Source organism: Halomonas colorata, assembly GCF_014897985.1.
In the GTDB taxonomy this organism is placed as follows: Bacteria; Pseudomonadota; Gammaproteobacteria; order Pseudomonadales; family Halomonadaceae; genus Vreelandella; species Vreelandella colorata.
The window spans coordinates 39,060-64,742 of sequence record NZ_JABUZA010000025.1 but is presented as its reverse complement, the minus strand read 5'-3'; the positions used below and the strand labels follow the sequence as shown (position 1 = coordinate 64,742).

The 25,683-nt window shown below is 54.5% G+C and carries 27 protein-coding genes, 3 tRNA genes and 1 rRNA gene; 24 read left to right on the top strand and 7 right to left on the bottom strand.

Going from position 1 to position 25,683, the window contains the following annotated elements; translation table 11 throughout:
- The first annotated feature begins 175 nt into the window (after window positions 1–175).
- Window positions 176–291 (top strand): 5S ribosomal RNA (gene rrf, locus INT33_RS13220).
- Between the two features lie 512 nt (window positions 292–803).
- Here rrf and hisC read toward each other — a convergent pair.
- Window positions 804–1,865 (bottom strand): histidinol-phosphate transaminase, encoded by a 1,062-nt coding sequence (gene hisC / locus INT33_RS13215; RefSeq protein ID WP_192537753.1) that lies wholly within the window; start codon window positions 1,863–1,865, stop codon window positions 804–806.
- Window positions 1,866–2,078: 213 nt separating this feature from the next.
- Here hisC and INT33_RS13210 point away from each other — a divergent pair, with 213 nt between their 5' ends.
- The 4 genes from INT33_RS13210 (at window position 2,079) to mnmH (ending at window position 6,229) form a co-directional block, all read left to right on the top strand.
- A complete protein-coding gene (locus INT33_RS13210; protein WP_018918920.1) occupies window positions 2,079–2,531 on the top strand; it encodes a copper resistance protein NlpE N-terminal domain-containing protein in 453 nt (150 codons plus the stop codon).
- 98 nt (window positions 2,532–2,629) lie between these two features.
- On the top strand, window positions 2,630–4,003 hold the full coding sequence (gene radA, locus INT33_RS13205; protein ID WP_018918919.1) for a DNA repair protein RadA: 1,374 nt from the start codon (window positions 2,630–2,632) through the stop codon (window positions 4,001–4,003).
- 55 nt (window positions 4,004–4,058) lie between these two features.
- Window positions 4,059–5,096 (top strand): selenide, water dikinase SelD, encoded by a 1,038-nt coding sequence (gene selD / locus INT33_RS13200; RefSeq protein WP_192537752.1) that lies wholly within the window; start codon window positions 4,059–4,061, stop codon window positions 5,094–5,096.
- Window positions 5,097–5,104: 8 nt separating this feature from the next.
- Complete coding sequence (mnmH, locus tag INT33_RS13195; RefSeq protein ID WP_407648094.1) at window positions 5,105–6,229, top strand: tRNA 2-selenouridine(34) synthase MnmH; 1,125 nt, start codon at window positions 5,105–5,107, stop codon at window positions 6,227–6,229.
- 19 nt (window positions 6,230–6,248) lie between these two features.
- On the opposite strand, the gene INT33_RS13190 is transcribed toward mnmH, so the two are convergent.
- Window positions 6,249–6,944 carry a type 1 glutamine amidotransferase gene (locus INT33_RS13190; RefSeq protein WP_192537751.1) on the bottom strand — a complete coding sequence of 232 codons (696 nt, stop codon included), beginning with the start codon at window positions 6,942–6,944 and terminating at the stop codon, window positions 6,249–6,251.
- A gap of 113 nt (window positions 6,945–7,057) precedes the next feature.
- On the opposite strand from INT33_RS13190, the gene INT33_RS13185 reads away from it, so the two are divergent.
- Window positions 7,058–7,660: a YjaG family protein gene (locus INT33_RS13185; RefSeq protein WP_192537750.1), complete on the top strand. Its 603-nt coding sequence runs from the start codon at window positions 7,058–7,060 to the stop codon at window positions 7,658–7,660.
- A 12-nt stretch (window positions 7,661–7,672) separates the two neighbouring features.
- Here the strand turns inward: INT33_RS13185 and INT33_RS13180 are convergent, their stop codons facing one another.
- The 5 genes from INT33_RS13180 to hisB form a co-directional block, all read right to left on the bottom strand.
- Window positions 7,673–8,179 (bottom strand): hypothetical protein, encoded by a 507-nt coding sequence (locus INT33_RS13180; protein ID WP_192537749.1) that lies wholly within the window; start codon window positions 8,177–8,179, stop codon window positions 7,673–7,675.
- A gap of 41 nt (window positions 8,180–8,220) precedes the next feature.
- The gene (gene hisF, locus INT33_RS13175; RefSeq protein ID WP_018918913.1) at window positions 8,221–8,994 is read right to left on the bottom strand and encodes an imidazole glycerol phosphate synthase subunit HisF; all 774 of its coding nucleotides are present in this window, start codon (window positions 8,992–8,994) and stop codon (window positions 8,221–8,223) included.
- Window positions 8,991–9,737: a 1-(5-phosphoribosyl)-5-[(5-phosphoribosylamino)methylideneamino]imidazole-4-carboxamide isomerase gene (gene hisA, locus INT33_RS13170; RefSeq protein ID WP_192537748.1), complete on the bottom strand. Its 747-nt coding sequence runs from the start codon at window positions 9,735–9,737 to the stop codon at window positions 8,991–8,993. Before hisA ends, hisF begins: the two co-directional genes overlap by 4 nt.
- 11 nt (window positions 9,738–9,748) lie before the next feature.
- Window positions 9,749–10,390 carry an imidazole glycerol phosphate synthase subunit HisH gene (hisH, locus tag INT33_RS13165; RefSeq protein ID WP_192537747.1) on the bottom strand — a complete coding sequence of 214 codons (642 nt, stop codon included), beginning with the start codon at window positions 10,388–10,390 and terminating at the stop codon, window positions 9,749–9,751.
- 64 nt (window positions 10,391–10,454) lie between these two features.
- Window positions 10,455–11,048, bottom strand: coding sequence for an imidazoleglycerol-phosphate dehydratase HisB (gene hisB, locus INT33_RS13160; protein ID WP_192537746.1), 594 nt, complete (start codon window positions 11,046–11,048; stop codon window positions 10,455–10,457).
- Window positions 11,049–11,252: 204 nt separating this feature from the next.
- Here hisB and INT33_RS13155 point away from each other — a divergent pair, with 204 nt between their 5' ends.
- The 18 genes from INT33_RS13155 (at window position 11,253) to INT33_RS21575 (ending at window position 25,553) form a co-directional block, all read left to right on the top strand.
- Window positions 11,253–11,735 carry an acetyl-CoA sensor PanZ family protein gene (locus tag INT33_RS13155; protein ID WP_192537745.1) on the top strand — a complete coding sequence of 161 codons (483 nt, stop codon included), beginning with the start codon at window positions 11,253–11,255 and terminating at the stop codon, window positions 11,733–11,735.
- Window positions 11,736–11,744: 9 nt separating this feature from the next.
- On the top strand, window positions 11,745–14,084 hold the full coding sequence (locus tag INT33_RS13150; RefSeq protein ID WP_193092093.1) for an AsmA family protein: 2,340 nt from the start codon (window positions 11,745–11,747) through the stop codon (window positions 14,082–14,084).
- Between the two features lie 114 nt (window positions 14,085–14,198).
- On the top strand, window positions 14,199–15,293 hold the full coding sequence (gene mutY, locus INT33_RS13145) for an A/G-specific adenine glycosylase (RefSeq protein WP_192537743.1): 1,095 nt from the start codon (window positions 14,199–14,201) through the stop codon (window positions 15,291–15,293).
- A gap of 55 nt (window positions 15,294–15,348) precedes the next feature.
- Entirely contained in the window at window positions 15,349–15,624 is a 276-nt protein-coding gene (locus INT33_RS13140; protein WP_193092092.1) for an oxidative damage protection protein, read from the top strand.
- 156 nt (window positions 15,625–15,780) lie between these two features.
- A tRNA-Phe gene (locus tag INT33_RS13135) sits at window positions 15,781–15,856 on the top strand.
- 5 nt (window positions 15,857–15,861) lie between these two features.
- Window positions 15,862–15,936, top strand: a tRNA-Gln gene (locus INT33_RS13130).
- Window positions 15,937–16,008: 72 nt separating this feature from the next.
- Window positions 16,009–16,084: transfer RNA gene (locus INT33_RS13125), tRNA-Thr, on the top strand.
- A 55-nt stretch (window positions 16,085–16,139) separates the two neighbouring features.
- Window positions 16,140–17,003 (top strand): ParA family protein, encoded by an 864-nt coding sequence (locus INT33_RS13120; RefSeq protein ID WP_319643929.1) that lies wholly within the window; start codon window positions 16,140–16,142, stop codon window positions 17,001–17,003.
- Window positions 16,990–18,411: a replicative DNA helicase gene (gene dnaB / locus INT33_RS13115; RefSeq protein ID WP_193092091.1), complete on the top strand. Its 1,422-nt coding sequence runs from the start codon at window positions 16,990–16,992 to the stop codon at window positions 18,409–18,411. The genes INT33_RS13120 and dnaB overlap by 14 nt, the downstream gene beginning before the upstream one ends.
- On the top strand, window positions 18,408–19,247 hold the full coding sequence (locus INT33_RS13110; RefSeq protein WP_193092090.1) for a hypothetical protein: 840 nt from the start codon (window positions 18,408–18,410) through the stop codon (window positions 19,245–19,247). Before dnaB ends, INT33_RS13110 begins: the two co-directional genes overlap by 4 nt.
- Window positions 19,244–19,474, top strand: coding sequence for a hypothetical protein (locus tag INT33_RS13105; protein ID WP_193092089.1), 231 nt, complete (start codon window positions 19,244–19,246; stop codon window positions 19,472–19,474). Before INT33_RS13110 ends, INT33_RS13105 begins: the two co-directional genes overlap by 4 nt.
- Window positions 19,467–19,691, top strand: a complete 225-nt coding sequence (locus tag INT33_RS13100) for a type II toxin-antitoxin system HicA family toxin (RefSeq protein WP_193092088.1) — start codon at window positions 19,467–19,469, stop codon at window positions 19,689–19,691. Before INT33_RS13105 ends, INT33_RS13100 begins: the two co-directional genes overlap by 8 nt.
- Window positions 19,691–20,011: a hypothetical protein gene (locus INT33_RS13095; protein WP_193092087.1), complete on the top strand. Its 321-nt coding sequence runs from the start codon at window positions 19,691–19,693 to the stop codon at window positions 20,009–20,011. The genes INT33_RS13100 and INT33_RS13095 overlap by 1 nt, the downstream gene beginning before the upstream one ends.
- Entirely contained in the window at window positions 20,004–20,552 is a 549-nt protein-coding gene (locus INT33_RS13090) for a hypothetical protein (protein ID WP_193092086.1), read from the top strand. Before INT33_RS13095 ends, INT33_RS13090 begins: the two co-directional genes overlap by 8 nt.
- 333 nt (window positions 20,553–20,885) lie before the next feature.
- Window positions 20,886–21,593 (top strand): DUF2786 domain-containing protein, encoded by a 708-nt coding sequence (locus tag INT33_RS13085; RefSeq protein WP_193092085.1) that lies wholly within the window; start codon window positions 20,886–20,888, stop codon window positions 21,591–21,593.
- Between the two features lie 56 nt (window positions 21,594–21,649).
- Entirely contained in the window at window positions 21,650–23,572 is a 1,923-nt protein-coding gene (locus INT33_RS13080; RefSeq protein WP_193092084.1) for a ParB family protein, read from the top strand.
- On the top strand, window positions 23,569–24,198 hold the full coding sequence (locus INT33_RS13075) for a DUF2857 domain-containing protein (RefSeq protein WP_193092083.1): 630 nt from the start codon (window positions 23,569–23,571) through the stop codon (window positions 24,196–24,198). The genes INT33_RS13080 and INT33_RS13075 overlap by 4 nt, the downstream gene beginning before the upstream one ends.
- A complete protein-coding gene (locus INT33_RS21575; protein ID WP_407648092.1) occupies window positions 24,186–25,553 on the top strand; it encodes an STY4528 family pathogenicity island replication protein in 1,368 nt (455 codons plus the stop codon). The genes INT33_RS13075 and INT33_RS21575 overlap by 13 nt, the downstream gene beginning before the upstream one ends.
- Window positions 25,554–25,683: the final 130 nt, after the last annotated feature.

The following is a 25,683-nucleotide window of genomic DNA, read 5'->3' as shown; positions in this document are numbered from 1 at the left end:
CACTGCAAGGTGTTGAGCTAACGTGTACTAATGGCCCGTGAGGCTTGACCCTATAACACCCAAGGGGTCTGGTCGCAATGATAACGATGAACACCGGATACGCGCGCTGAGCGAAAAACGCTTGGCACGAGAGACGACACAAAACACGTCAGCATGATGTACATTGAAAGTTACGCCTGACGACCATAGCGAGCGTGAACCACCTGATCCCTTGCCGAACTCAGTAGTGAAACCGCTTAGCGCCGATGGTAGTGTGGGGTCTCCCCATGCGAGAGTAGGTCATCGTCAGGCACTTATACCGCAGAAAACCCAGCCATCGGCTGGGTTTTTTGTTTGCGTGGAAGAAAAGGGTGGGGTCTCCCCAGGCGAGAGCACCGGAGCGCCGGCCCCCGGCAGCCCGGCGCGATCATCGTCAGGCACTTATTGTGAAAAATCCCCCGGGGCTCGCGCCTCGGGGGATTTTTTTGCATGCGGGAAAAAGGCGGTAAGGCACTCCTCAGCGTGTCGGATCAGCCGCCCACCCCAGCAGCGCTTTGCGCTGCATCGCCGGCTGAAGCCAGTTCCCACAACGCAGGGACAGGTCAATCCATAATCTACGATGTTATGGAACGCCTTCGTTCTAATGTGGGAGCTGGCTTCAGCCGGCGAAGGCACCGTCAGGTGCCCGGGATGGAAGAGGCCACCGTACCTGCTTGCTCCCACCCCAGCGGGGCGGGGCACCACATCACTGGCTAAAGCCGTCTCCTACAAAAAAGCCCTACCATACGTGTGCGATAGGGCTTTGTAGCTTTATGGCGAGAGGGCTAGCCGCAGAGCACTTCAAGTGCTTCCATCATGCTATCCATCTCATCATCGGTGCCAATAGTGATGCGCAAGAAGTTATTAAGCTCCTGCGTATTAAAGTGGCGCACCAGGATTCCACGTTCCCGCAGTCCAGCGAACAGCTGTGCCCCAGCAATCGTTGCGTGTTGTGTAAGGATGAAGTTGGCACTCGACGGCAGTACTTCAAAGCCGAGCGTTTCAAGGCGTTGGCGGGTGCGCTCGCGCGTGGCAATCACTTTTTCGCGGCATGCATCAAAGTGAGCCTGATCTTCAAGCGCGGCAATACCTACCAGGCTTGCCAAACTATCCACCGGGTAAGAGTTAAAAGAGTCCTTGACCCGCTGCAGGCCATCAATCAGCTCGGCTGAGCCTACGGCATAGCCCAAGCGCAAACCGGCCAGGCTACGCGATTTAGAAAAAGTACCGGTGACCAGCAAATTCGGGTAGCGGTCGATTAACGCAATGGCACTCTCTGCGCCAAAGTCAACATATGCTTCATCGACCAGCACAACGCGGTCCGTCACCCGCTTGAGCAACGCTTCTATGCTTTCTAGTGAGTGGGCATGCCCGGTAGGTGCGTTGGGGTTGGCAAAGATTACGCCACTGCGCTCTGACGCCGCCCCTAACGCTTCTATATCCACTTCCCACTGTGTATTCAGAGGGTGGGCGCGCAGCGCCACGTTATAGAGGTTGGCGTACACCGGGTAAAAACTATAGGTAATAGACGGGGTATCAAGCGGTGTGTCATGGCAAAAAAACGCTTGAAACGCCAGGGCCAGTACTTCATCTGAACCGTTGCCCACGAACACCTGCTGGCTTTCTACGCTAAACGTTTTGGCAAGCGAGGCGCGAAGTGCCGCCGATGTGGGGTCGGGATAGAGACGCAGATGGTCCGTTGCATAGTCGCGCAATGCCCGACCAACGCCCGGTGCCGGGGGGTAAGGATTTTCATTGGTATTGAGCTTGATAACACGCTCACGCGGCTGCTCCCCGGGTATATAAGGGGTTAACGCCTTAACAGCGGGACTCCAGTATTGGCTCATGCGGGTAACCTGATTATCCTAGGTATAATAGGCCATGGTCGCTTGATGCTCGCTCAAGCGCAAGCATTCAACTATGTTATTCAACTGCGTATTCAAATACGCATTCAGGTACGCATTCAACGATGACTAGGGGTGGGCGTCGCACCTTGTAACGGTTATGCTGTCATAATCGCGCGAAAGAAATGTATGACCAACACGATAAGGAGACACCCAATGCAATTCAGGAGTTTGCTAGCCGGTTCGGCTATGTTGGCATTGTTGGCAGGCTGTGCAACCGGCGGGCCTTCGGGCCAAGACGCTGATGCAGGCGTTAGCGCGTCCCAAGAGCAGTACAAGGGAACGCTGCCTTGCCGCAACTGCGATGGTATTGATCTAGACGTTACCATGGTAGGTCAAGAGATGAGTCCGGCTGAAGAGCGTACCTTTACACTGGACGCGACTTACCGTAACCATCCTCAAACACCGCCCCCAGAAAACTATGCCGGTAACTGGGAAGTATTAAACGGTACTCCGTCTGACCCGGACGCGACTGTTTATGAGCTTACCCCGAATGGTGATGGTCAGGTTTACTACTTCCAGCGTATCAATGAGCGCACGTTAGAGTTAATCGACCCAGAGCGTCGTCGCTTTGAAAATGGCGAAATGTTGCAGCTACAGCGTCAATAAGCTAGCAGTAACATCCTGAGGCGGCCATTGGCCGCCTTTTGCATTTTAGGGCCAGACAGCATTAACGATGATCTAACAGTAACGGGAGTATTAGCGCGGTGGCTAAAGCCAAAAGTGCCTTTGTATGTACCGAGTGCGGCGCGGAGTATCGCAAGTGGCAGGGCCAGTGCTCCAGTTGCAATGAATGGAATACGCTTAGTGAAATTCGTCTGGCTAGTGCGCGCCCCGGCAGCGGCAGTGCTGGATCTGGCCGAGCGGGCTACGCAGGTGACCTTTCCAAGGATGTGGTCGACCTAAGCAATGTCGATTTAAGTGAAGTGCCCCGGTTAAGCTCGACCTTCAACGAGTTCGATCGCGTATTAGGCGGCGGCTTGGTGCCCGGTTCAGCCGTGCTCTTGGGGGGTAACCCAGGGGCGGGTAAATCAACGCTGTTACTGCAAACCGCCTGTAAGCTTGCTCAAGAGCGGCGCATTATCTACGTCACGGGGGAAGAGTCACTGTCTCAGGTAGCCATGCGCGCTCACCGCTTGCAGCTGCCTACCAGCGGCTTAAAAATGCTTGCAGAAACCAGTGTAGAAACAATTCTTGCCGTAGCAGAACGTGAGAAGCCCGAAATACTGGTCATTGACTCTATTCAGACCATGCACCTTGAAGATATCAGCTCAGCGCCGGGTGGAGTCGCTCAGGTGCGCGAGTCCGCCGCCGCGCTTACCCGCTTTGCCAAGCAAACCAATACGGTACTGCTATTGGTTGGGCACGTAACCAAAGACGGCACGCTGGCAGGCCCCAAGGTGCTTGAGCACATGATCGATGCCTCGCTGTTATTGGAAGGCGGCGCGGATTCGCGATTCAGAACGCTGCGAGGCCAGAAAAACCGCTTTGGCGCAGTCAATGAACTGGGCGTTTTTGCGATGCTCGAACAAGGCCTGAAAGAGGTTAAAAACCCCAGCGCCATTTTCCTCTCGCGTCAGGAAGAGCAGGCGCCGGGTAGCTTGGTGATGGTGGTGTGGGAAGGCACCCGGCCCATTCTTGTGGAAGTGCAGGCCCTGGTGGATGAATCTGCCTTGGGCAACCCACGCCGTGTGGCAGTCGGGGTGGACCAAAACCGGCTTGCCATGCTGTTGGCCGTATTAAATCGCCATGGCGGTCTGTTTACCGGCGACCAGGATGTGTTTCTCAACGTAGTAGGCGGCGTGAAGGTTCTAGAAACCAGTGCGGATCTGGCGGTGCTGCTGGCCGTGGTCTCTAGCCTGCAAAACAAGGCATTGCCTAAGGAGCTGGTGGTATTTGGCGAAGTGGGGCTTTCCGGCGAGATACGCCCTGTACCCAGCGGGCAGGAGCGCATCGCTGAAGCGGCCAAACATGGCTTTCTGCGCGCTATCGTACCGCGGGCCAACGCACCGAAGCAGTCACCCAAGGGAATGGAAGTCATTGCGGTGGATAAGCTTAGCGACGCGCTAGAGGCGCTTTAAGTAGGCTACGCTATAAAGATTGTTATAAAAACATCGAGTGCCAAGGAGAGACACTATGAGTTCGATTCGCTTAACCCAATACAGTCACGGTGCTGGCTGTGGCTGCAAAATAGCCCCTGATGTACTTGACGGTATTCTCGCCAAGGCGGGGCCTGCGGCAGGGCATAAGCAGCTTATTGTGGGTAACCAGGGGCGAGAAGATGCCGCCGTTTACGATCTGGGCGATGGGCGGGGTATGATTGCCACTACTGACTTCTTTATGCCGATTGTCGATGACCCGTTTGATTTTGGGCGTATCGCCGCCACGAACGCCATCAGTGATATTTACGCCATGGGCGGTACGCCCGTTATGGCACTTAGCATTCTTGGCTGGCCGTTGGATAAGCTAAGCGCCGAAATTGCCGGTGATGTGGTTGCCGGTGCTCAGGGCGTTTGCCGTGAGCTGGGTGTGGCCTTGGCGGGCGGCCATTCGATCGATGCGCCAGAGCCTATCTTTGGCCTCGCGGTTAACGGGTTGATCGATCTGGACAAGCTCAAGCTCAATAGCCGTGCCAAGCCAGGGGACCTGCTGTTTCTGACCAAGCCGCTCGGCATTGGCTTGCTGACCACGGCTGAAAAGCAGGGGCTGCTGGAGGCAGGACATCACGGCTTAGCTCGGGAAACCATGCTTAAATCCAACCGTATCGGCATTAAGCTTGCCGATGTGAAAGGCCTCAACGCCATGACGGATGTCACCGGGTTTGGCTTGGCAGGACATTTGTCGGAAATATGCAGCGCCAGCAATGTCATGGCCCAGATCGACTTTCGCCGCTTGCCTCGCCTGGCCCAGGCAGAAGCCTACCGTCGTCAAGGTGCTGTTCCTGGCGGCACACGGCGCAATCGTGATGCATTGGGTAAAAGCTTACCTCATATGGATGAAGCCCACTGGCAGTGGCTTTGCGACCCTCAGACCTCAGGCGGCTTACTACTGAGTGTCGACCCCGCCTGGCAGGATGATATCGAGCGGATTGGCCGCGAGTTCGGCCTATCGCTTCAGTCGTTTGGCGTTATGAAAGCCCGCGAGGGCGAGGCCCTGATTGAGGTCGTGGGATAGTGCCTAAAATAGCACCTGAAACAGTTCTTAAGACGGTTCTTGAGACAGCGCTCGAAACAATACCTGCTTCACTACGTTTGATCAGCGAAGCGCGGCCTTTGATCGATGTGCGTGCCCCGGTAGAGTTTGCTCAAGGGGCACTGCCGGGCGCGGTAAATCTTCCCTTAATGGTCGATGAAGAGCGCCGCCAGGTGGGCATCGCTTATAAGCAGCAAGGCCAGAGTGCGGCCATTGCCCTGGGCGAGCAGTTGGTCAGTGGCGATATCAAACAGGCGCGTATCGCCGCCTGGCAGGCATATCTGACAGAGCGCCCGGACGCAGTCATTTATTGTTTTCGCGGCGGGCTACGCTCGCAAATTGCCCAGCAGTGGTTGAATGATGCGGGAATTGTCAGGCCGCGAATTGCCGGTGGCTGGAAAGCCATGCGTCAGGCACTTTGCCAGCGCGTAGACGCCGCCGCTGAGCAGCCCATGCTTGTGGTCGCAGGGTTAACCGGGTGTGCTAAAACCACGCTGATTAATCGCCTGGATAACGGCGTTGATCTTGAAGCCTATGCCAATCATAAAGGCTCTGCGTTTGGTCGCCAGCCTGAAGCACCTGCCACGCAGATAGATTTTGAGCATGCGCTCGCCGCACGGCTGTTAGCTCTGCCGGGTAATTTGATCATGGAAGATGAATCTCGCCTAATCGGCAACGCCAACATACCGCTCACCTTTTGGCATGCTATGCAGAAGGCGCCTCGTGTACGCATAGAAATGCCGCTTGATTGGCGCCTTGACCAGCTCCAACACGACTATATTATTCAGCTGGAAAAGGACTATGTCGCGCACTTTGGGCCTGCGCAAGGCTGGGAACTGATGCAGCGTCAGTTGGGCAATGCGTTAATTCGTTTGGGGAAACGCCTAGGCAATGCCCGCCTTCAGCGTTTACAACGCTTACAGGTTATGGCCTTTAAAGCCCATGAAGAAGGCAATCCGCAGGCTCACGAAGCGTGGCTTGCGCCACTGCTCACCGAATACTACGACCCGCTTTATCGCTATCACCTTGAAAAACAGCGTGCGACAGCGGCGCCGGATCTGCATATAGGGGATTGGGACAGCTGTTTGGAGGCCGCTAAGCAGTGGAGCGCCTAGCGGCTACGTTAGGATGTCATTAGAAAGCTTTGAGCCATTGCATCATGACGCGATCAAGCAGTGGTGCCAACTGGTGAAAGCGGGCTGTATCCTCAAGAATTTGGCTGTCTTCCTGGATAAAACGCTGGCCGGCAGGCGTCGTGGTAGTGCCCGATGATTCGCTGTCACCCAGCAGCTGGGTCACGCTGGCAAGCGTGACTTCCAAGTGGCACAGTAAGCCAATAACGCGACCGCTATCCCAGCTGAAACCCTGCAGCGGCGCCGCCGGGCTACCGCCCAACGGCAGGGCGCTTTCAGGCAGGCTAAACACATGGCGATGCCACATGAACGCCTCAAACTGCTCGGGTAAATCAAACGGGCTTTCCGGGGCCAGGGAGACAGTATGCCAGCCTCTTTCGGGATAGGTGCCTGGGGCCACGACCGCATCAAGCGCCTGAGCTACCCAAAGGGCGCCCAGGCCAATGCCCAGAAGCGGTTTCTGGCCATCCAGGTAGCGGTTAATCAGTTTATTCTCGGCTTTAAACCAGGCGGGCGGTTCGTTAAGAAACGCCTCCGGGCCATCTAATATAATCAGCGCATCGCTTTCTGCCGGACGTGGCGTCAGTTCGCCTGCGTAAAGATGAAAAACGCTGTAACTATGCCCCATACTGCTCAACCAGTCGGTTAAGCGGGCGGGGTCATGATCAGCGCTGTGCTGTAGCAGATGTATATGCATGGTAATCTCCTCGCCGACCGTCCACAGTAAAGGCTGTCTGTGTTTATAACAGCGCTGTTGCGACCATAACGTATTGCCCCCATTTCACCAATATCGCGCGTTAGGAAATCAGTATGGAGTCTAAACCCTTAGGTTTTTATCAGCAGTTACAGGTGCTTCCGCTAGCGGCCCAGCAAGCATTTATGGCTGCGCTGTGTGAGCGCTTACTGCCTAACTATGCCCTATATGAACAGACGACCGGTCAGGGCGATGGTCACACGCTGCGTACCGTACTTAACTTGGTGTGGGAGCGGTTGAGCGTACCCAATGCGAGCATTGATTTTGCCCGCCAGGCTGAAAAACTGGCCGAGTGCGAGCCGCCCGCAGAGGATGAAAGTTTTGGCGCCCGCCGTGCGCTGGATGCCGTCGTTTCCATCTCGGCGCTGCTGGACACCTTGCAGGGAGACTCGCCTGAGGCAGTGCTGGATGTCAGCCGTACCTCACGCGCCGGGGTGCGCGCTTTTATTGAGCTGACGGAAGGTGAAGAGGATGCCCAAAAACTTGCGCTGCTGATCCGTGATCATCCGTTAATGGAAGACGAAAACGATTTTCAAGACGCGGTATTGGAAGCGGTAAGTGAGCCGCTCAGCAAAGCCGCGCTTAAAGAGATTCGTCAGTTAGGGCGCAATAACGGCATCAGCAATCTGGGGCTAAGTCTGGACGAAGACGACGAGTAAAGCATGGCCTGCCTAAAAGCGCAGGCCTGCGGTTACCATCATGCCGGCAGTGCCGAATATGATTAAATCGGATTCAAACCGCTCCCACTGCACTCCAATACTCGGCAGCAGCACCGGGGCAGTTTCAAAGTGGTTGAGCGGGATTTTGTCCCGGTACTCGCCTTTGTAGCCATGCAGTAAGCCCCCGGTTAGCTTGGCTCTGATGTTAACCTCTTCCGAGAACTGCCACAGAGGAAATTCACGCCCTGCATACACGTACCAGGTGGGCTGCTCATAGGAGTTCTTAAACCGTCCTATTCCCGTCAGCCAGCGATCGGGATTATGTAGCTCAACGCTGATTAAATTCTGGTGATTGTTATGTTCGGGGTCCGGATTAAAATGGCGGGTATAGAGGCTGGTTTGGACAAGCGTATGGTCAAGCTCAAGGGTAGGCGGCCAGTCGGGTAGGGAGAAGGCTGAGGCAGAAGCGCTCAGCCAAAAACCGATTAGCCCTCCCAGGTATGGGAAGCAACGAGACATTTAAAACTCCTGAGAAGAGGGCTATGCAGTGAAAGCGGCCGCTATAGCCGCATTTCGATGCCGCGTTCCGCCATGTACCGCTTTGCTTCAGGAATCGTGTATTCACCGAAGTGAAAAATACTGGCCGCAAGAACCGCATCCGCGCCGCCTTTAAGCACGCCATCTACCAAGTGGTCCAGATTGCCCACGCCGCCGGAGGCAATGACCGGAACGCTTACCGCTTCTGAAATCGCGTGGGTCACGCCGAGATCAAAACCGATCTTGGTACCGTCGCGGTCCATGCTGGTTAACAGCAGTTCGCCCGCTCCCAGCTCGACCATTTTCTTGGCCCACTCCACCGCATCAAGCCCGGTTGCACGACGGCCGCCATGGGTGAAAATCTCCCAGCGCGGCGGCTCGCCTTCACCGGATACCCGCTTGGCATCAATCGCCACCACAATACACTGGCTGCCAAAGCGCTCCGCTGCTTCACGCACGAACTCAGGGTTAGTAACCGCTGCCGTGTTGATCGAGACTTTATCGGCCCCGGCATTGAGCATGGTGCGAATATCGTCACAGGTACGAATACCGCCACCTACGGTTAACGGAATAAACACTTCGCCGGCAATGCGTTCGACCATTTCCACTGTTGTGTCACGGTCTTCATGGCTTGCGGTAATATCCAGAAAGGTAATCTCATCGGCACCCTGCTGGTTATACCGCTGGGCAATTTCCACCGGGTCGCCTGCATCGCGAATGCCGACAAAGTTGACGCCTTTCACCACCCGCCCAGCGTCTACATCCAGGCAGGGGATAATACGCTTGGATAAACTCACGCGCCGCCTCCTGTTAGCTGATCGCTAAGGCGTTGTGCTTCAGCCACATCCAGGCTGCCTTCATAGATCGCCCGACCGGTAATCGCGCCTAAGATGCCGCTATCCGCAACACCGCACAGCGCTTTAATATCGTCTAGGTTAGTGACGCCGCCAGAGGCAATCACCGGCAGACCGCCTTCACGCGCCAGTTGAGCCGTCGCTTCGACGTTAACCCCTTGCATCATGCCGTCGCGAGCGATATCGGTGTACACGATGCTGGAAACGCCGTCATCGGCAAAGCGCTTGGCCAGATCCACTGCCTTCACGGTAGAGACTTCCGCCCAGCCGTCGGTGGCCACAAAGCCGTCTTTAGCGTCCAGCCCGACAATCACATGGCCGGGGAAGGCGCGGCACATCTCGCCCACAAACGCGGGTTCTTTAACGGCCTTGGTGCCAATGATCACGTAAGACACGCCTGCATTCAGGTAATGCTCGATGGTCTCGGCATTGCGGATGCCGCCGCCAATTTGAATAGGCAGGTTGGGATAGGCACGTGCTATAGCCGTGACGGCATCGCCATTCACCGGCTTGCCTTCAAAAGCGCCGTTCAGGTCGACCAGGTGAAGGCGGCGTGCACCGGCTTCTACCCAGCGGGCGGCCATTGCAACCGGGTCATCGCCGTAAGAGGTCGCATCGTCCATACGCCCTTGTTTCAACCGCACACATTGGCCGTCTTTGAGATCGATCGCAGGAATTACCAACATAAATAAACCTCTTAGGGCGTCCAGGTGACAAAGTTTTCGAGTAAGCGCAGGCCTGCTCGGGAGCTTTTTTCCGGGTGAAACTGTACGGCAAAGGTGGCATCACGGCCAATCGCCACGTGGGCGCCTACCTTGCCATAATGTGTGGTGCCAAATACCTGGGCATCGTCGGCAGCATTCACGTAGTAGCTGTGTACGAAGTAGAAGTGCTCGTTATTATCGATACCGGCCCACAGCGGGTGATCATGGTGCTGCTCAACCAGATTCCAGCCCATGTGGGGTACTTTCAGGCGCTGCTCGTGTTCGTCGCGCATGTCGGTGGGGAACTTATCAACGCTGCCTTTGAAAAAGCCCAGACAATCAACGCCGCCGTTCTCTTCACTGCGCTCCAGGAGCATTTGCTGGCCTACACAAATTCCCAGTAGAGGCTTTGCCTGACGCGTCAGCATATCATCAACCAGGCCTCGCAAATCGGTGCGTTCAAGCTCGCCTACGCAGTCGCGGATGGCGCCCTGGCCTGGCAATACCAAACGCGTGGCGCCTAAAATGCGCCGCGGATCGCGGGTAATAATGACGTTTTCATGGGTAACGTGTTCGAGCGCCTTCGCGACAGAATGTAGGTTTCCCATCCCGTAGTCGATTACAGCAATGGTCATGAAGCGCTCCTTAATCGAGTGAACGAACAGTTGCTTGCACTGTTGCCTATCCTACAGCGCGCCATTATAGGCTCCCTTTGGTGGAAGGCATCTGCCCCGCCATACGTGGGTCTTCGGCGACAGCCATACGCAGAGCACGCCCAAAGGCTTTAAAAATTGTTTCGGCCTGATGGTGAGCATTAAAGCCTTTAACGTTGTCGATATGCAGCGTTACGCGGGCATGGTTGACGAAGCCCTGGAAGAACTCCCAAAACAGCTGGGTATCCATGCGGCCTATCGTATCGCGAGTGAAGTCGACATTCATATAAAGACCGGGCCGACCTGAGAAATCAATCACCACGCGCGAGAGCGCTTCATCAAGCGGTACATATGCATGCCCATAACGATAAATGCCGCGCTTATCGCCAATCGCTTCGTTAAATGCCTGGCCTAATGTAATTCCCAGGTCTTCAACGGTATGGTGGTCATCAATATGCAAGTCGCCCGTCGCCTGGATATCAAGGTCTATCATCCCATGGCGCGCAACTTGATCAAGCATATGATCTAGAAAGGGAACGCCAGTTTCGCAGCGAAGATGGCCTTCGCCATCCAGATTGACGCTGACAGTAATCTGGGTTTCATTCGTATCACGGCTAACCGTGGCAATACGCGCTGCCATGTTGTATCTCCTGCGCTCTAGCGCATTCTGAGGGTAAGGCGATGGGCTACATTGTCTCACCACCGTATAATCAGGACGTAAATCTGTGGCAAAGCGACCATTATAGAGAATCGGTGCACTCATCCGCTACAATGCGCGAAAGGTAGCCGCCGTTTAGGGCATTAAAAACTGCAGCCTGTCTGCTTTGGCGAAGAGGAATTCACCATGCCGGTGACACTAGAGCACGTCGACTTGGCTCGTTGGGACGCCGATGAGCAAGTGCGCCTCGACCTGATACGCATTTATGAAGATGCGCCCAAAGAGCGGGTGCCTGCCCAAGACGTCCTGCCGTTTATTGAGCAGCATCTGAATGCTCACCATTTTTTTGCCTGTGCCCACTTTAATGATCATTTATTGGGGGCGGCGGCTATTCAAGAGGGTCCCGACCGGGCCTGGTGGCTCTCTGAGCTATGCGTTCGCAAAATCACCCGCCGCCGGGGCGTAGGCTCGCGGTTGATGGCACTGCTCGGAGAGCAGGCCAAGCAGGAAGAGCGTAAGCTGCGCATTGAAACCACGCACCTACCGCTGGCCGATCAGGTTCTGCTTTCCAAGCTTGGCTACCGCCCTGGCACCAATGCCGAAGGGCCAACATCAGGCAAGCCGCTAATTAGCAATTTTGTTGAGCTAGACCCACAAGGGAAAGGGTGAGGTAATGCGATGAAACAGTTATTACGTATTTTGCTGGCTGCTGTCGGTATTCTCGGCATTGTGGCAGTGGCGGCGGTGGTCTATGTCACCACCTTTCTGGATCCCGAGGACTTCAAGCCGCGCCTGACATCGGTGGTGGAAGAACACACCGGGCTGCATCTGGCGCCTGAAGGGCCGATCACCTGGTCATTCTACCCGCGTATTGGGGTGAGCGTGGAGCAAGCCCGCGCTTGGCTGCCGGAGCAGTCTGAAGAGGACACCTCGTTTGCTGCCATCAATCGTGCTGAAGTCAGCGTTGCCTTTGCACCTCTGCTGCGCGGGGAAATTGCCATTGATGGCTTAACGCTGGATGGTATGCGCTTGAACCTGGAGCGAGACGCCGAAGGAGAAGGTAACTGGGAGCCCTTGCTTGAGCGTCTGGCTGAAAGCGGCGACGAAACGGCGGAAACGGTCCTGGCCCCGGCTAGTGCCGGGCCGCATGCCGATGCGGGCAGCCTATCGGTGGTGCTGAATATTGCCAGTGTCGAAGTCAGAAACGCCGATATCCGCTTCCGTGATGTCCAAAGCCAAGCGCTGTGGCGCCTTCAGTCGCTTAATGTTTCAGGCAGCAACGTCAATCCGGTAAGTCCTTTCCCGTTAAAGACCATGTTTACCTTAACCAAGCATAACCGCCTGGATGCCGAAGCGCTGGAGCGCCCACCTGAGCTAACCAGTGATATTGATCTTGAAACACGCATGCGTCTCCAGCTTGCTGAAGACCGCGTAGTGCTGGAAAACACCCGGCTAAACACCCAAACGCGTATGGGAGCAGAGGGTGAACCACAGCGGCTTAGCTTAAAAGCCGCTGAAATGATCGCCCGCATGGATGAGAAGCAGCTAAGTATTAGCGAAGGCGTTTTAGAGGCGGGTCTGCAGAATGCAGAAAAATGGCAAGGTAGCCTGGCGCTAGCGCTCGCCTTTGGCCTGGAAAGCAACTGGCAGGCGCAAACGGCGCAGCTGAAAGATTTTCAGCTCACCGGGCCTGACGGACTGCGCATGAGCGGCCACCTTAATGTTGAGCAGATGTTCGATGCGCCCGAGTACCGTGGGCAGATTACGGCCGCGCCCTTTACGCTACGTCCCTGGCTAACGCGTACAGGCATTGAGCTTAATACCACCAGCGAAGCCGCCCTTAGCGATATTGCCATGACCAGCCCCATTGAGGGCAATGCAGAGCAAGTGTCGTTATCCAGCCTGTCGTTGGTTGTCGACGACAGTACCTTTACGGGGCAGGTGTCGGCCGCTCTGAATGGCTCGCAGGTAGCGTTTGACCTGGAAGGTGATCAGCTTGACATCGACCGTTATCTTCCTGGTCCCACGACCGCCCAGCAGGCCAGCTCGGGCTTGCTACGCAAAGCGTTTGCTCAGAGCTCGAATACCTTGCTGCCTCAGGTTTGGTTGAGTGAACTGTCACTTAACGGCGATTTAAGCGTTGAATCCTTTTTAATGGGCGGCCTGACCTTTAACAATACCCGCCTGCAGCTGCGTGGTGAGGACGGTCTTCAAGAGCTAACGGCGTTTGAGTCCCAGTTCTATGGTGGAGAGCTTAATGCCACGGGGCAGCTGGATGCCCGTGAGCGAGTGATGGAGTGGGCGCTTGCCCCCACCGTTAACAACGTACAAATGGCGTCACTCATCGAAGCCATCAGCAACGATGAGGATCCTTCACCGCTAAGAGGGCGCCTGCATTTGGATGGTGAGCTGACCTCACGGGGTAACAGCCGTGAAGCGTTAACCAGCAACCTTAATGGGCAGCTCAATGCCCGCCTTAATGAGGGCGCTATTTTAGATATCAATATTTCTCAGCAGATGTGTGAGCTGGTCGCCCAGTTGGAAGGCGAAGGCACGCTGCGTGATTGGCATACCGACACGCGTTTTGAGCGCTTCGACGCGACGTTCCAGGTACGCAATGGCGTGGTAACCAGTGATAACCTGTTGATTAAGCTTCCGGGAATTGATGTGAACGGTGAGGGCGAGCTCGATTTCAACAGCCTGAACTTCGATACCCGTGCTAACGCGCGCTTGGTGGATACCGCTGACGCCGCATGTAAGGTGAATCCACGTTTGGAGCAGTTGCCGCTACCGGTACGCTGCGAAGGCCATCTTGGCGGTGCCACCAATGAGTGGTGCCGTTTCGACCGCTCTGCCTTTCAAACCGCTGTGGTTGACCTGCTGCGTAATGAAGCCGGTAATCGCGTAGCAGACGAGCTGGAAGAGCGTGTAGAAGGCTCTTTGGACAAAATAGATGAGCGCCTTGGCGAAGGTGCCGGTCAGGAACTTCGTGAAGGCATCCGTCGTCTATTTAACTGAGCATTCATGCAAGACACTCTGCGCCGGCCTCAATGCCGGCGCTTTTTTATTGCCCCATGATTAATTGGCACGCTGCGCCAAGTATTTTACGAACGCTCTATCGAAGGAAACCGCATGGCTGATATGCCCACTCCCAGGCTTACGGCAGAAGAGTTCTATCGTCGCCTGATCGCCTGGTTCGACGAGTATGGCCGTCATGATCTGCCCTGGCAGTCGCCCCGCAGCGCTTACCGCGTGTGGGTGTCAGAAATCATGCTCCAGCAAACCCAGGTAACGACGGTTATCCCTTATTTCGAACGCTTTATGGCGCGCTTCCCTACGCTTGAGTCGCTAGCGCTGGCCCCTCAGGACGAAGTGCTGCACTTATGGACAGGGCTTGGCTATTACGCTCGAGCTCGCAACCTACACAAGGCCGCTCAGTTGGCGCTGGAAGAGCACAGCGGCGAGCTGCCAACTACAAGTGTTGAAGCGCTCACCGCGTTGCCGGGCATTGGCCGCTCAACGGCGGGTGCGATAATTGCCCAAAGTACCGGCCAGCGAGCGGCGATTCTGGACGGCAACGTCAAACGCTCGCTAACGCGACTGCACGCTATCCCTGGCTGGCCTGGTAAGCCAGAGGTAGAGCGTAAGCTATGGACGCTTGCCGAATACTACACGCCGTCTAACCGCCTGGCGGACTTCACTCAGGCGATGATGGATTTTGGCGCCACGCTATGTAAGCGTAGCAAGCCTGACTGCAAGGTCTGCCCGTTTAATGATGTTTGTCTGGCATATGCCCAGGGCGAACCTCAGCGCTACCCGGAGTCCAAGCCTAAAAAAGCCCTGCCTACCCGCAGCACTATCATGCTGCTGCTACAGGATAGCCAAGGGCGGGTCTGGTTAGAGCAGCGCCCGCCTAGCGGATTATGGGGCGGCTTATGGAGCCTGCCGCAATTTGAAAAACACAGCGAGCTCAATGACTGGCTGGAGATGCATGCCGTATCGCCCAAGCGCCAACCCACCATGCCCAGTTTTCACCATACCTTTAGCCATTTTCGCCTTGAAATTACCCCTCAGCCGGTTTCGTGCGATAGGCTGAGCGAGGTACGTGAAAGCGGCGTATGGTATGACGTTGAAAATCCGCGTGAGCTGGGCTTGGCAGCCCCTGTAAAAGCGCTGCTTAGCCAACTAACGCCCTTTACGCTTAACTTAACGCCAGGACGCGTATAGGTGCCTGGGCCTGTAGATCACAACTCGATCAAGACCAATCCAATAAGGAGCATCCATGAGTAACACGGTTTTTTGCCGCAAGTACCAAAAAGAGCTGCCGGCTCTCCCGTTCCCGCCGCTACCCGGCAAGCAGGGCCAGGAGATTCAAGCAACCGTTTCCAAACAGGCCTGGGAAGAATGGCAGGCACTGCAGACTCGGCTGATCAATGAAAAGCATCTTAATATGCTCGACCCGGAAGCCCGTGCGTACCTGATGGAGCAAATGCAGCGCTTTCTGGATAACGAAACAACCGATCAGGCGGAAGGTTATGTGCCGCCTACGCAAGCGTAAACGAACACTCAGGCTGGCAGAAAACGCAGGAATTACGGGCGTTTCAGCCCTGCGCCGTTAGTCGTAAAGTTAGCCTAAGCGACGGTTAGAAAAGAAAGTTTCACAAAGGTGTTGACGAAAAGCTGAATTTTTAGTTTAATACGCACCGTTGGCAAGGGCCAGATAGCTCAGTTGGTAGAGCAGGGGATTGAAAATCCCCGTGTCGGCGGTTCGATTCCGTCTCTGGCCACCAAACGTTGGGGTATCGCCAAGTGGTAAGGCACCGCTTTTTGGTAGCGGTATTCCCAGGTTCGAATCCTGGTACCCCAGCCATTGCCAACAAGATTTCTTGTTGACTGATTAGCTTAACCGCAACCCAGTCATTTTCTCAAGAAAATGTGAAGCGCCGACATAGCTCAGTTGGTAGAGCAACTGACTTGTAATCAGTAGGTCCCGGGTTCGACTCCTGGTGTCGGCACCAAGCGCGCAATCATCGACTTCCTCTTGTTCTGTTTCTTCAGGATGGGAGTTTTGTCGTGAGCGTGATTCTAGCTGTGTTATCGACCAAAGGTGGGGTCGGAAAAACCACCACTACCGCTAACTTAGGCGGGCTATTAGCCGATGCAGGCTTTCGAGTGCTGCTTGTCGATCTTGATAGTCAGCCGTCCCTATCAAGTTATTATTCCCTGGCCAGAGAGGCCCCAGGCGGCGTTTATGAGCTGATGGCTCTCAGCGAAACGCGCCTAGATCGGATTGTTTCCACCACCACTATCGATGGGTTGGATCTCATCGTATCGAATGACTATCAAGGGCAACTCCCTCAGCTGCTGTTGAATGCTCCAGATGGTCGCTTTAGGCTCTCGCATCTACTCAGCACAGGCTCGCTGGCAGACTACGACGTCATTCTCCTCGATACGCAAGGTGCGCGCTCCATTACCCTTGAAGCCGCCGTCCTAGCTTCCGATCAAGCGCTATCACCCATCACGCCTGATGTATTGTCTGCACGGGAATTCGTGCGTGGTACTCTGGGTATGTTCGATGAGCTCGAACGACTGACGGCATATACCTCGCTGTCGGTTCCTCCGCTATCACTTCTGCTTAACCGGCTTGATGAGACTCGCAATTCACAACAAGTCGCGCAAAGCCTACGCAGTATGCTCAGCAACGACATACGCGTTACGGTGCTAAATAATGCCTTCCGAATGTTGTCGGCGTTCAAGTTAGCAGGCGCGGCCGGTGAGCCGATTCATCGTTATGAACCCGTAAAACCCTACCGTCGAGTCACGCCTGCAGGTGCTGACCTAATTAAAGCTGTTGCCTGTGAGTTGCATTCAGATTGGGCGGATGCAATTAAAGAGATGCCCTCACAGCATGGGGGGGCTTCCGATGTCAGGCACTAATGCAGCTAATGAAATTATACCGTTACCTCATTATGAAGCTTCACTTCATGAGGTGCTTCCACCGCATAGCATTGAGGCTGAACAGTCGGTGTTAGGTGGGGTGATGCTCGATAATCACGCCTGGGATGAGGTATCGGATCAACTGACGGCAGACATGTTTTATCGTCCTACGCACAGGATGGTATTTGATGCCATGCGTACGCTGGCTAGTGATGACTCGCCATTGGACGTGGTGACGGTTTCTGAGGTTTTAGAGGCTCGTCACCAGTTGGATGCTGTTGGCGGCCTTGGGTCACTTGCTGAGCTAGCGCGCAATACGCCGTCGTCAAAAAATATTGTTGCGTACGCCAATATTGTTCGCGATCGCTATCAGCTTCGAATCCTTGCACAGACCGCCTCTGACATGAATCGCCAGGCACTTAACCCTCGTGGGCAGACTGCCGAGTCGATTATCGAAGCGGGGGAGCAAGCCCTTTTCCAGATCGTTGAGAAGCGTGGTGGCCAAGAGCTCAGCAGTGTCACCGATATGCTCAACCGCGCTGTCGATAAGATTGATGCCGCCTGCCAAAGCGATGGTGGTGTTACAGGTGTTCCGACGGGGTATCCAGATCTGGATCGTATGACAGCTGGCCTGCAGCCGAGCGATCTGATCGTTATTGCCGGACGGCCGAGCATGGGGAAGACGGCCTTCGGACTCGGGCTGTGTGAAAACGCTCTGTTCTCTAAAGCAGCCTCCGCTTCTGGGCCTGTCTTCGTGTTCTCACTCGAAATGCCGGAAGATCAGTTAATGCTGCGTTGGCTGGCTAGCATTGGGCGTATATCCCTTCAGAAACTGCGGACCGGTGATCTGAAGGGAGAAGATTGGTCGAAACTGGCTGCCGCGACGCTGCGCATAAAGGAACTGGAAGGCAGGCTGTTTGTTGATGACGCTGCTGGGATTTCAGCGTCGACCCTCAAGGCACGAGCTCGCCGCTTAGCTCGCCGTCACGGAACCCCCTCTCTAATTCTGGTGGATTATCTGCAACTGCTGTCGGAAGGCAACAGCGAAAACCGAAACCTTGAGATCAGCGCAATCAGCCGAATTTTGAAAGGCATTGCAAAAGACCTTCGCTGTCCGGTGATCGCTCTTTCTCAGCTCAACCGCGGAGTGGAGACCCGCCCCAACAAACGACCAGTAATGGCAGACCTGCGTGACAGTGGGGCTATTGAGCAAGATGCAGATGTCATCGGCTTCGTTTACCGCGACGAGGTCTACCACCCTGATGATCCCGACAACACTGGCCTCGCCGAACTCATCATTGCGAAGCAACGCAATGGGCCTCTTGGCACGGTGCATCTCAGCTTTTTGGGAGAGTCGACACGATTCGAATCGTTGGAGTGGAAACACCAGCAGGGGGAATGGTCATGAAACAGATAACTCTAAGTGTACCCAGCACAATAACTTACGGTTGGTGGGAGGCGGATAATCGCCAGTTCCATCAACTCTGGGTACACGTTGATAACTGTGTCATTGAGTTGCCAGATTCATTCGTGGCGTGGGTAGATGGTGTCGACCTGGAACTTTCAAAGACGTTAGGCGAAGTGCCTCATGATGCCAGACCGAACTGGTATCCAGTAATGATTGAGGATGATCGCGGTACGATTGCAACCATCGTAGCCGAACATGATGCACGCGATACCGAGGTAGGCCCCCTAGAGGCGTTTGTTCGCCACGAAGTTGACTCGAAGTTGGAGTCGTTACAGCAATTAGGCCCACCGCCAACGGTTCCACTCAAATGGTTTAAGCACGGCGACGAAAGTGGCTTATTTTATCGTGCTGAGGCCTGCTACGACGGTGTGCTCGTTAATCCAATCCTTCCGTATTGCTTTGAAGAGCCTGGTCTCACTACTGAGCTTACAGAGAATGAACGCTTGCTCTGGTGGAATACACCCTTTATTCGATCTCGCCGCCTTGAATTCGGTATTGAGGACTATGAGTGTTATCTCCGCCGCACCGAAGCAGTGGGTGGTACCCCGATGACTGCTCAGGAGTGGGAAGACAATCAGCAGAGCATTCGCAAAAAGTGGCTAGAGCGCTTCCCCAGCGGAGAGGCATTTGATGTGCGCTGTTTCGACGGTCGGACTGGAAACACACCTACCTGGTGGGGTGATGCAGATAGCTTGGGTGGCGCGCTAGAGATCGCACATCGAAAAAAACCAACGTGGGGGGATTCGGATGTCCTGAAGAGTGGGGTGATGTCATGACCCGTGATGCTAGTAACCCCAATTCGAGACCACCACTTCAGGAACTAGAAGTAGTTGAGGCTCAGCTTCAGGCAAGCCGTGAAGAGCTTCGCATCATGGAGCAAGAGTGTTCAGCTCTCCGAGAGCAACGCCGACAGCTTATCCGCAGTTTGGAAGGTCAGCTTGATCTGTTTAAGGATCAACTATCGCTGAGCGAGCAACTGCTCAAGGAGGTTCGTCATGGCTAAGTTGTTGAAGGGTGCCCGGGGGATTGAGAAGGTCATTCGCTATGCAGCGGACAACAATTGGGCGGTTAAACGTACACGAAAAGGTCATGTGCGATTGACCAAACCTGGCTGCGCCTCGGTCTTTACCAGCTTTACCGCCAGTGATAGCAAATGGGCCGCGCTGAATGCTATTTCGCAGCTACGCCGTGCCGAACGTGACGGACAGGAGCTTCACTGATGTCGAATCCACATACTTCTTTATCACTAGCTGATCATGTGCAGCTTCGCAGATTTCTTAGTGCCTATGCAGATGCTTATACAGGTGTGCCGCCTCAGAATGACGAGAGGGATCTGGTGTTGAGGTGGGCGAATCATTACCAGCAGTTAACCTCCGCAACCTCCGTTGAGCCCGATGAAATAGAGCGGCTGATGATAGCAGTCTACAGAGACGTCACGCTGGGCCTGAGTAGCCTGGGTATTGGACGTGAGTACATCAGGCTGCTTTTGAGGGCGCAAGAGCAAGACATGTTTGTGCTTATGGAGGTGTTCGATGAGTGATGAACAACTTGATCTAGGTCGGTTGCAGGGCATGGTGTTGGCAGCGGGGATGATCGCCCGATCCTGCCCCGTCGAGGCTGAAGAAATACTGAAGGCTGGGGGGGTATTTGCCGGTGACGACCTGGATGGCTGTGCGGCCTTCGATATCAAGCAACTGATTGAGGCACGTATTGAGATGCCAGGTTTGCATGCTGCTTGGCAGAAAGCACGCCGTGAGGAAAACGCAGAACAGTCGGAGAAATCTCTTAAGCGTCTCTCGCCACGTGCGCGTGGGCTTCTGGCCGACTTGATGGAGCCTATGAGGTCGAAGGATGGACAGGTCTATAATCTGCCCAGCTGTACGCGACACTGGTACCTCGCACATCAAGCATTTCCTGGTATGCGAGGTAGGTGTGAGTTAACTGTCGACCAGATGATTGTTCTTAACTGTTCCGTAAGGGACGCCCTCGGGTATCTCGGGATTACATCGGAATGGATTCGTGATCGGTTAACCGAACGGTCACCCAGTGATGTTGCAGATCCCCGAGTGGACCAGGAGTGATTCCGTGAAACACAGCCTTAACTCTCAGCCACTCTGCATCGCAGGACAGCAAGTCGCTTTTGAAAGCTACATACTCCCCTTGCTTTGGAATAACCGGCGGTTGATCCAACGAGTAATGGAGATGCCGAGCACGTTCCAAGATATCAATGGGTTCAATCCGCCCATCAGACATTTCCAATTCGTAGTTCACACGGTAGACAGGCTTTGCCTCTTCCGTCATGTCGGGCCTCCTTTGGCCAGTAGCTTGAAGGGTGCTCGTGGGGAGCCCCATCAATCTACCATGGGATGCGCCCGGCACCCTTTCGAGGGCATCTCCACCACTGGGGGTGCCCAATGATCCCTGATCGCATCATGCGGAAAATTGAGCGCTGCATTGCACTCTCTAAAAGCAGCAACGGCAACGAAGCAGGGATAGCCTTGCGCCAGGCTCAAGCGCTGATGGCTCAGTATGGTGTTCACCATGAGGATTTGGCGTTAGCCGATTTCGATGTCACCACTGTGGACACCCATACCGGTTTAAAGCCGCCGCGATACGTAGAGCTGCTGGCCCAGTTAATCAATCGTTCGTTTGGAACAAGCACTGTGTACTCTTCCCGGCGTGAATACTCTTCCTCCGGAAGGCTCAAGGCGTGCGGTAGTTACGACTTTATTGGCCCCAAAGATGCTGTCCAGATTGCTGGTTATGCGTACGAGGTGCTGCAGCGGCAAATGATTCGCGATCGACGCACGTTTCTAAACACTCTAAATAAGCGTCTCAAGCGTGACACGAAAGTACGGCGTGGTGATGCGTTTGCTGAAGCGTGGGTGGCCGGGGCTCAAAACGTAGTCACACCGATCAAGATGGCTCCGGAAGTCATAGAGCTGCACAAAAAATACCGAGACCGGCGTTATCACAATCTCAGCCAGCTAAATGCTCGTGGGCATAAACCATTGAAGCGGCATGACTATGATGCTGTCTCCGCTGGGTTTAAAGCAGGGAGTGAGGCGCGCTTGTCGGATGGCATCGCAGCGACACACAGGGAGGTTCTAACACATGGATAAGTATTCCTTCGATATGAAATTGATAGGTGTCGCTGTTGTTCCAGGGAGGGCTTTTAATGAGTAAAAAACATTTATCGCAAGAAGAGATGCTACAAAAGTTGCAAGTAGCGGGACCATCTCTCAAATCGCCTCAGGTTCAGCGGTTGGGCGCACCACTACGTGAAATGGGCATCGAGATAACTCTTGACGATGTACGCCCGTATGATCGGAACCCGCGTTCGGAACGTAATCCTCGCTACGATGACATCAAAGCATCCATCAAAGCGGTAGGGCTCAAGCATCCTCCGATTCTGACCCAGCGCCCTGGCGATGATAAATATATGATTTCGGATGGCGGGAATACCCGTCTGGAGATCCTGACCGAACTCTACGCTGAAACAGGTGATGAGCGCTTTTATCGGTTTCATGCCATTTACCGGCCTTGGGTTTCTGAAGCCGCCGCGATGGCGGGGCACCTGTCCGAAAATGAAACACGCGGCGATCTAAGCTGGATAGATAAATGCCTTGGGGTACAAGCCCTAAAGGGTGAACTGGAGCAGCAAGAAGGCAATACTTTGTCCCAGCGAGAGCTGGCTCGCCGGGCAAAAGAATTGGGTTTTGTGCTGGATCAGAGTCATATCAGCCGGATGCTGTATACGGTAGAACACTTTTGGCCTACGTTGCCGTTGACTCTCAAAAGTGGTATGGGTCAGCCTCAAATTAAAAATTTGATCAGCTACCGTGAAGCGACACTGCTGATCTGGAACTACTGCGACATCCAACCCGAAGAGGCGTTTTCCCCTGCCTGGCATGCCACGATGGCCACCTTCGATCGAGAAGACCAGACTGTCTTGCCCTGGTCGATCGTTGAAGACCGTCTCCTCGGCATGCTCGAAGATGAGATGGCAGTGCATCTATCGCCATTGGATCATGCACTCAGGACCATTTTGGATTATCGGCAGCGACGTTGGTCATTAGAACAGTATCGGGATGATATTTGGGGGCCACTGGATGTTGAGCTGGGGCGTTCGGAAGGATTACCCAGAACTACCTATCCGCCGTTGCCTGAGTCGCAACCTGATTTGAAACCCAATGTATCACCGGTAATGACAAAGGAGCCGCCACTGGAAGCTGGCTCTCAATCAACCCAACAAGTCGCTGGTAGCAGCACTCTCCAGCCGTCAGAGCCTTTAGAAAGTGGTCATGGTGATGATGACGAAGCTGGAGGAGAGCTTGCAGCGCTCCGCCGCCAGGTTGAGGAACTACAGGAAGAGAACTCTTCATTGGCGCAGCAATCCTTCGTGCCTCCATCCTCGACCAGCGAGAACACACCTCCACGTTCTACTGAGCAAGAGAACAATGATGCCGAAAGGGGAGTGGTGCATTCCTTAAGTGAGGAAGAGCGACAGCAGCGCATTGCCGACCAGACTCTATCACCGGTTCATGAGTCAGAAGGTCACCGGAATCTGCGTGAGATGCTAGCTCGCCAGGAGGGCGGTGAGCCAATCAATTTTGAGGCCAACGCTGTTCGCAGTATCCCGCTAATGAGCGATGGGCCCAGAGATGGCCCTGTCCACCCAGTAACAGATATCTGGACGGTAGAGCCGCAGTATTTAGCGCCCGATGACTTGCGGTTGCAGATCAACCTCTTCGCTCAAGGACTCGCACGCTGGGCGGGATTCTGTCGGCCCGACGATGATTTTTATCCCGTCTCTCGTTCTCATGACGGCGTTGGTTACCAACTTGAGCCGCTGTCGGATGAACAGGCTCAGTCTCCACGAGCACAAAAAATGTGGCAATTGCTAGCCAGCTTGGCCGGAGAACCACTGCATCCTATGTACCCCGATGCATCTCTGCTCGGAGAACTGCTAGGAACCAGTAGTGATGAGGATGCATTACCGGATGAATTGCTGGTTCGTTTCTACCGCATGGTTCGGCTAGTTCGCGTTCTGCGCGATGAGATTCAGCCTAGTGAGAATACTGGGGAGGGAGACCAATGAGCCAGTCATTGAATTACGCGATACTGAATCAGGCCATTGCTCTCATTCGCGACGGTAATATGCGTCGCGCTCGTGCGCTTGGATTTAGTGAAGCCGAGTTACGAGCGTTACGCCGTATGTCAGCCAGTGATTTGGAGGAGTTGGCGAGAGAGAAGCAAGTCATCTGCCGGGTCTCTGTCGACCATGAAATGCTGTTAGCTCGCATCCGCAGGCTAACGCAAGATCAAGACCGTGAGTCAAAAATTGATCGCTGCTTGGAACTGGGCGCATCTGTGACAATGATGGGTAAATTTTTTGGTCTGACTCCTAACGACTGTTCAACGCGTCGATCGTTACTGGGATTGGAGACTCGACAGGGACGCCAGGCATTACCTCCTGAGAAAGAAGAACACGATGCTTGGCACCGGTGGCAGTCAATATCCCCTGATGCTAAGGATCCAACGTACGCCCCTGATGATCTCAATGGGATGATGGCATTGGCAGAGGAAACGGGGCTGTCTCTAACAGCAATTTGGAGTCTCGTGAAAACGTGGGTCAATGCTGACCCCTCAAAAGACCCTGATGAAGATGCGCCTAAACCGAGTGCTGATATAGACAGGCGAGGAGGCTCCCCATGCCGAGCATAGCCGACTGGGAGGTACTCGTAGGTCGTGCGACGGCAGCGATCACCCAACGCCGAGGCTCTGATGCCTCGGCGTTGCCGCATGAAGCTGATCCTAGCGACGGGCTTTTATTTTTAGGCAACGTACATGAGACAGTGCCAAGAGCATTGCTGGTAGATCCGCGTTTAGGTGCTGTGGATGTACTCGGTTGGCAAATCATTCGTGTGTTGTGCAATGCAGACAAAACGACTGCGTTTCCTACCTACGATGAGTTGCAGCCACTATTACGGAGCTCAATGGGTAAGCAGGCGTCACGAGGCAGTGTGTCGAGGGTGATGGCGACACTCCGTTTAACACGGTGGTTAAGCCTGAGTCATCGTGCCCGGCACGCGTCAAATGGACGGGTGATGGGTAATGTGTATGTGCTGCACGACGAGCCAGTGAGTCCGTCTGAGGCCAATGTTCTCGATAAGGAGTATTTTGACTTTGTTGAGTCGTCACTCAGTCATAATAACCGTGCAGTACGAGAGGTTGCATCGGCAATACAAAGCGAGCTGGTACAGCAGGGCTACATAACCAAGGAGAGCAGGGACGATACTCCTCCGGCATCGATGGATCGACTGAATCAACGTGCGCGTCGTTTCCAAGAGATGCAGTCTCGGCCCCCTAGTTCTCAGAGAGGACTAGGGCGGTACGCAGAGGATACCCCCCAGTTCCCAGAGAGAACTAAGTCTAAAAACAAACACTTAGCTAGCAGTTCTCAGAGCGAACTAAGCGGAGGTCAAGCGAGAACTACCCGCAGTTCCCATAGCGAACTAAGTCTAAAAACAAGCACTTACCGCTTGGTTCCCATAGCGAACTCAGGCCTTACTACAGTACGTAGTAGTTATAATAACTTACGTACTTGTAAGGCGAGTCAGAGCGGTGAGGAGCGGAAACTCTTCTGGTCTGACAAATTGGAGCTCCCTTCTGGAGAACGTCATTCGATTCTCCGGTCTATCGAAAGACTTCCGTTTGACCTCCAGCAGGCGGTGCTAGACGAAACGGCTGGAAAGGTAGCGGTTGGCAAGAGTTCAAGCCCCATGGGCTTGCTGCATACGTTGATCAAACGAGCTGCAATGGGAGAGTTTCGGCCCACCCAGCATGCGCAACAGCAAGCAGAACGACGAGGGGAGCGATATATCCAAGACTCCTCAGAGCAGGAGAACCATGTGAGTCGACCAGAATCGGCAACTCGATCAGCCCGTTCGCAAACACCCAAACCAGCAGTGTCGCCTGAAGAACAGGAGCAGTCGAAACAATCGGCACGTGCGGCGCGGGAAGCGATGATGAAAGCAGTGGGGCTCAAGAGGGAGAAAGTGCCACCGTCGTTGCGATAATTGATGAGTGAATGGCAATGCAAATATCTAAATGCTCACAGTGTGGGATTACTATTTTGACTGGTGTCAGGTGCAGCCATGAAACAGTGTTTGCGGTTTAGGAACACTAATCAATATCAGACGTGAGGTC

Excerpts from the sequence above, each read along its gene's own strand:
- INT33_RS13095 (WP_193092087.1), top strand. The coding sequence starts at position 19,691 with ATGTCGAATCCACATACTTCTTTATCACTAGCTGATCATGTGCAGCTT.
- INT33_RS13140 (WP_193092092.1), top strand. The coding sequence starts at position 15,349 with ATGAGTAACACGGTTTTTTGCCGCAAGTACCAAAAAGAGCTGCCGGCT.
- INT33_RS13100 (WP_193092088.1), top strand. The coding sequence starts at position 19,467 with ATGGCTAAGTTGTTGAAGGGTGCCCGGGGGATTGAGAAGGTCATTCGC.
- INT33_RS13210 (WP_018918920.1), top strand. The coding sequence starts at position 2,079 with ATGCAATTCAGGAGTTTGCTAGCCGGTTCGGCTATGTTGGCATTGTTG.
- mutY (WP_192537743.1), top strand. The coding sequence starts at position 14,199 with ATGGCTGATATGCCCACTCCCAGGCTTACGGCAGAAGAGTTCTATCGT.
- hisH (WP_192537747.1), bottom strand. The coding sequence starts at position 10,390 with ATGACCATTGCTGTAATCGACTACGGGATGGGAAACCTACATTCTGTC.
- INT33_RS13075 (WP_193092083.1), top strand. The coding sequence starts at position 23,569 with ATGAGCCAGTCATTGAATTACGCGATACTGAATCAGGCCATTGCTCTC.
- INT33_RS13085 (WP_193092085.1), top strand. The coding sequence starts at position 20,886 with ATGATCCCTGATCGCATCATGCGGAAAATTGAGCGCTGCATTGCACTC.
- selD (WP_192537752.1), top strand. The coding sequence starts at position 4,059 with ATGAGTTCGATTCGCTTAACCCAATACAGTCACGGTGCTGGCTGTGGC.
- INT33_RS13110 (WP_193092090.1), top strand. The coding sequence starts at position 18,408 with ATGAAACAGATAACTCTAAGTGTACCCAGCACAATAACTTACGGTTGG.
- INT33_RS13080 (WP_193092084.1), top strand. The coding sequence starts at position 21,650 with ATGAGTAAAAAACATTTATCGCAAGAAGAGATGCTACAAAAGTTGCAA.
- hisB (WP_192537746.1), bottom strand. The coding sequence starts at position 11,048 with ATGGCAGCGCGTATTGCCACGGTTAGCCGTGATACGAATGAAACCCAG.
- hisA (WP_192537748.1), bottom strand. The coding sequence starts at position 9,737 with ATGTTGGTAATTCCTGCGATCGATCTCAAAGACGGCCAATGTGTGCGG.
- INT33_RS13190 (WP_192537751.1), bottom strand. The coding sequence starts at position 6,944 with ATGCATATACATCTGCTACAGCACAGCGCTGATCATGACCCCGCCCGC.
- dnaB (WP_193092091.1), top strand. The coding sequence starts at position 16,990 with ATGTCAGGCACTAATGCAGCTAATGAAATTATACCGTTACCTCATTAT.
- hisC (WP_192537753.1), bottom strand. The coding sequence starts at position 1,865 with ATGAGCCAATACTGGAGTCCCGCTGTTAAGGCGTTAACCCCTTATATA.
- INT33_RS13105 (WP_193092089.1), top strand. The coding sequence starts at position 19,244 with ATGACCCGTGATGCTAGTAACCCCAATTCGAGACCACCACTTCAGGAA.
- INT33_RS13185 (WP_192537750.1), top strand. The coding sequence starts at position 7,058 with ATGGAGTCTAAACCCTTAGGTTTTTATCAGCAGTTACAGGTGCTTCCG.
- INT33_RS13090 (WP_193092086.1), top strand. The coding sequence starts at position 20,004 with ATGAGTGATGAACAACTTGATCTAGGTCGGTTGCAGGGCATGGTGTTG.
- INT33_RS13155 (WP_192537745.1), top strand. The coding sequence starts at position 11,253 with ATGCCGGTGACACTAGAGCACGTCGACTTGGCTCGTTGGGACGCCGAT.
- INT33_RS13150 (WP_193092093.1), top strand. The coding sequence starts at position 11,745 with ATGAAACAGTTATTACGTATTTTGCTGGCTGCTGTCGGTATTCTCGGC.
- INT33_RS13180 (WP_192537749.1), bottom strand. The coding sequence starts at position 8,179 with ATGTCTCGTTGCTTCCCATACCTGGGAGGGCTAATCGGTTTTTGGCTG.
- INT33_RS21575 (WP_407648092.1), top strand. The coding sequence starts at position 24,186 with ATGCCGAGCATAGCCGACTGGGAGGTACTCGTAGGTCGTGCGACGGCA.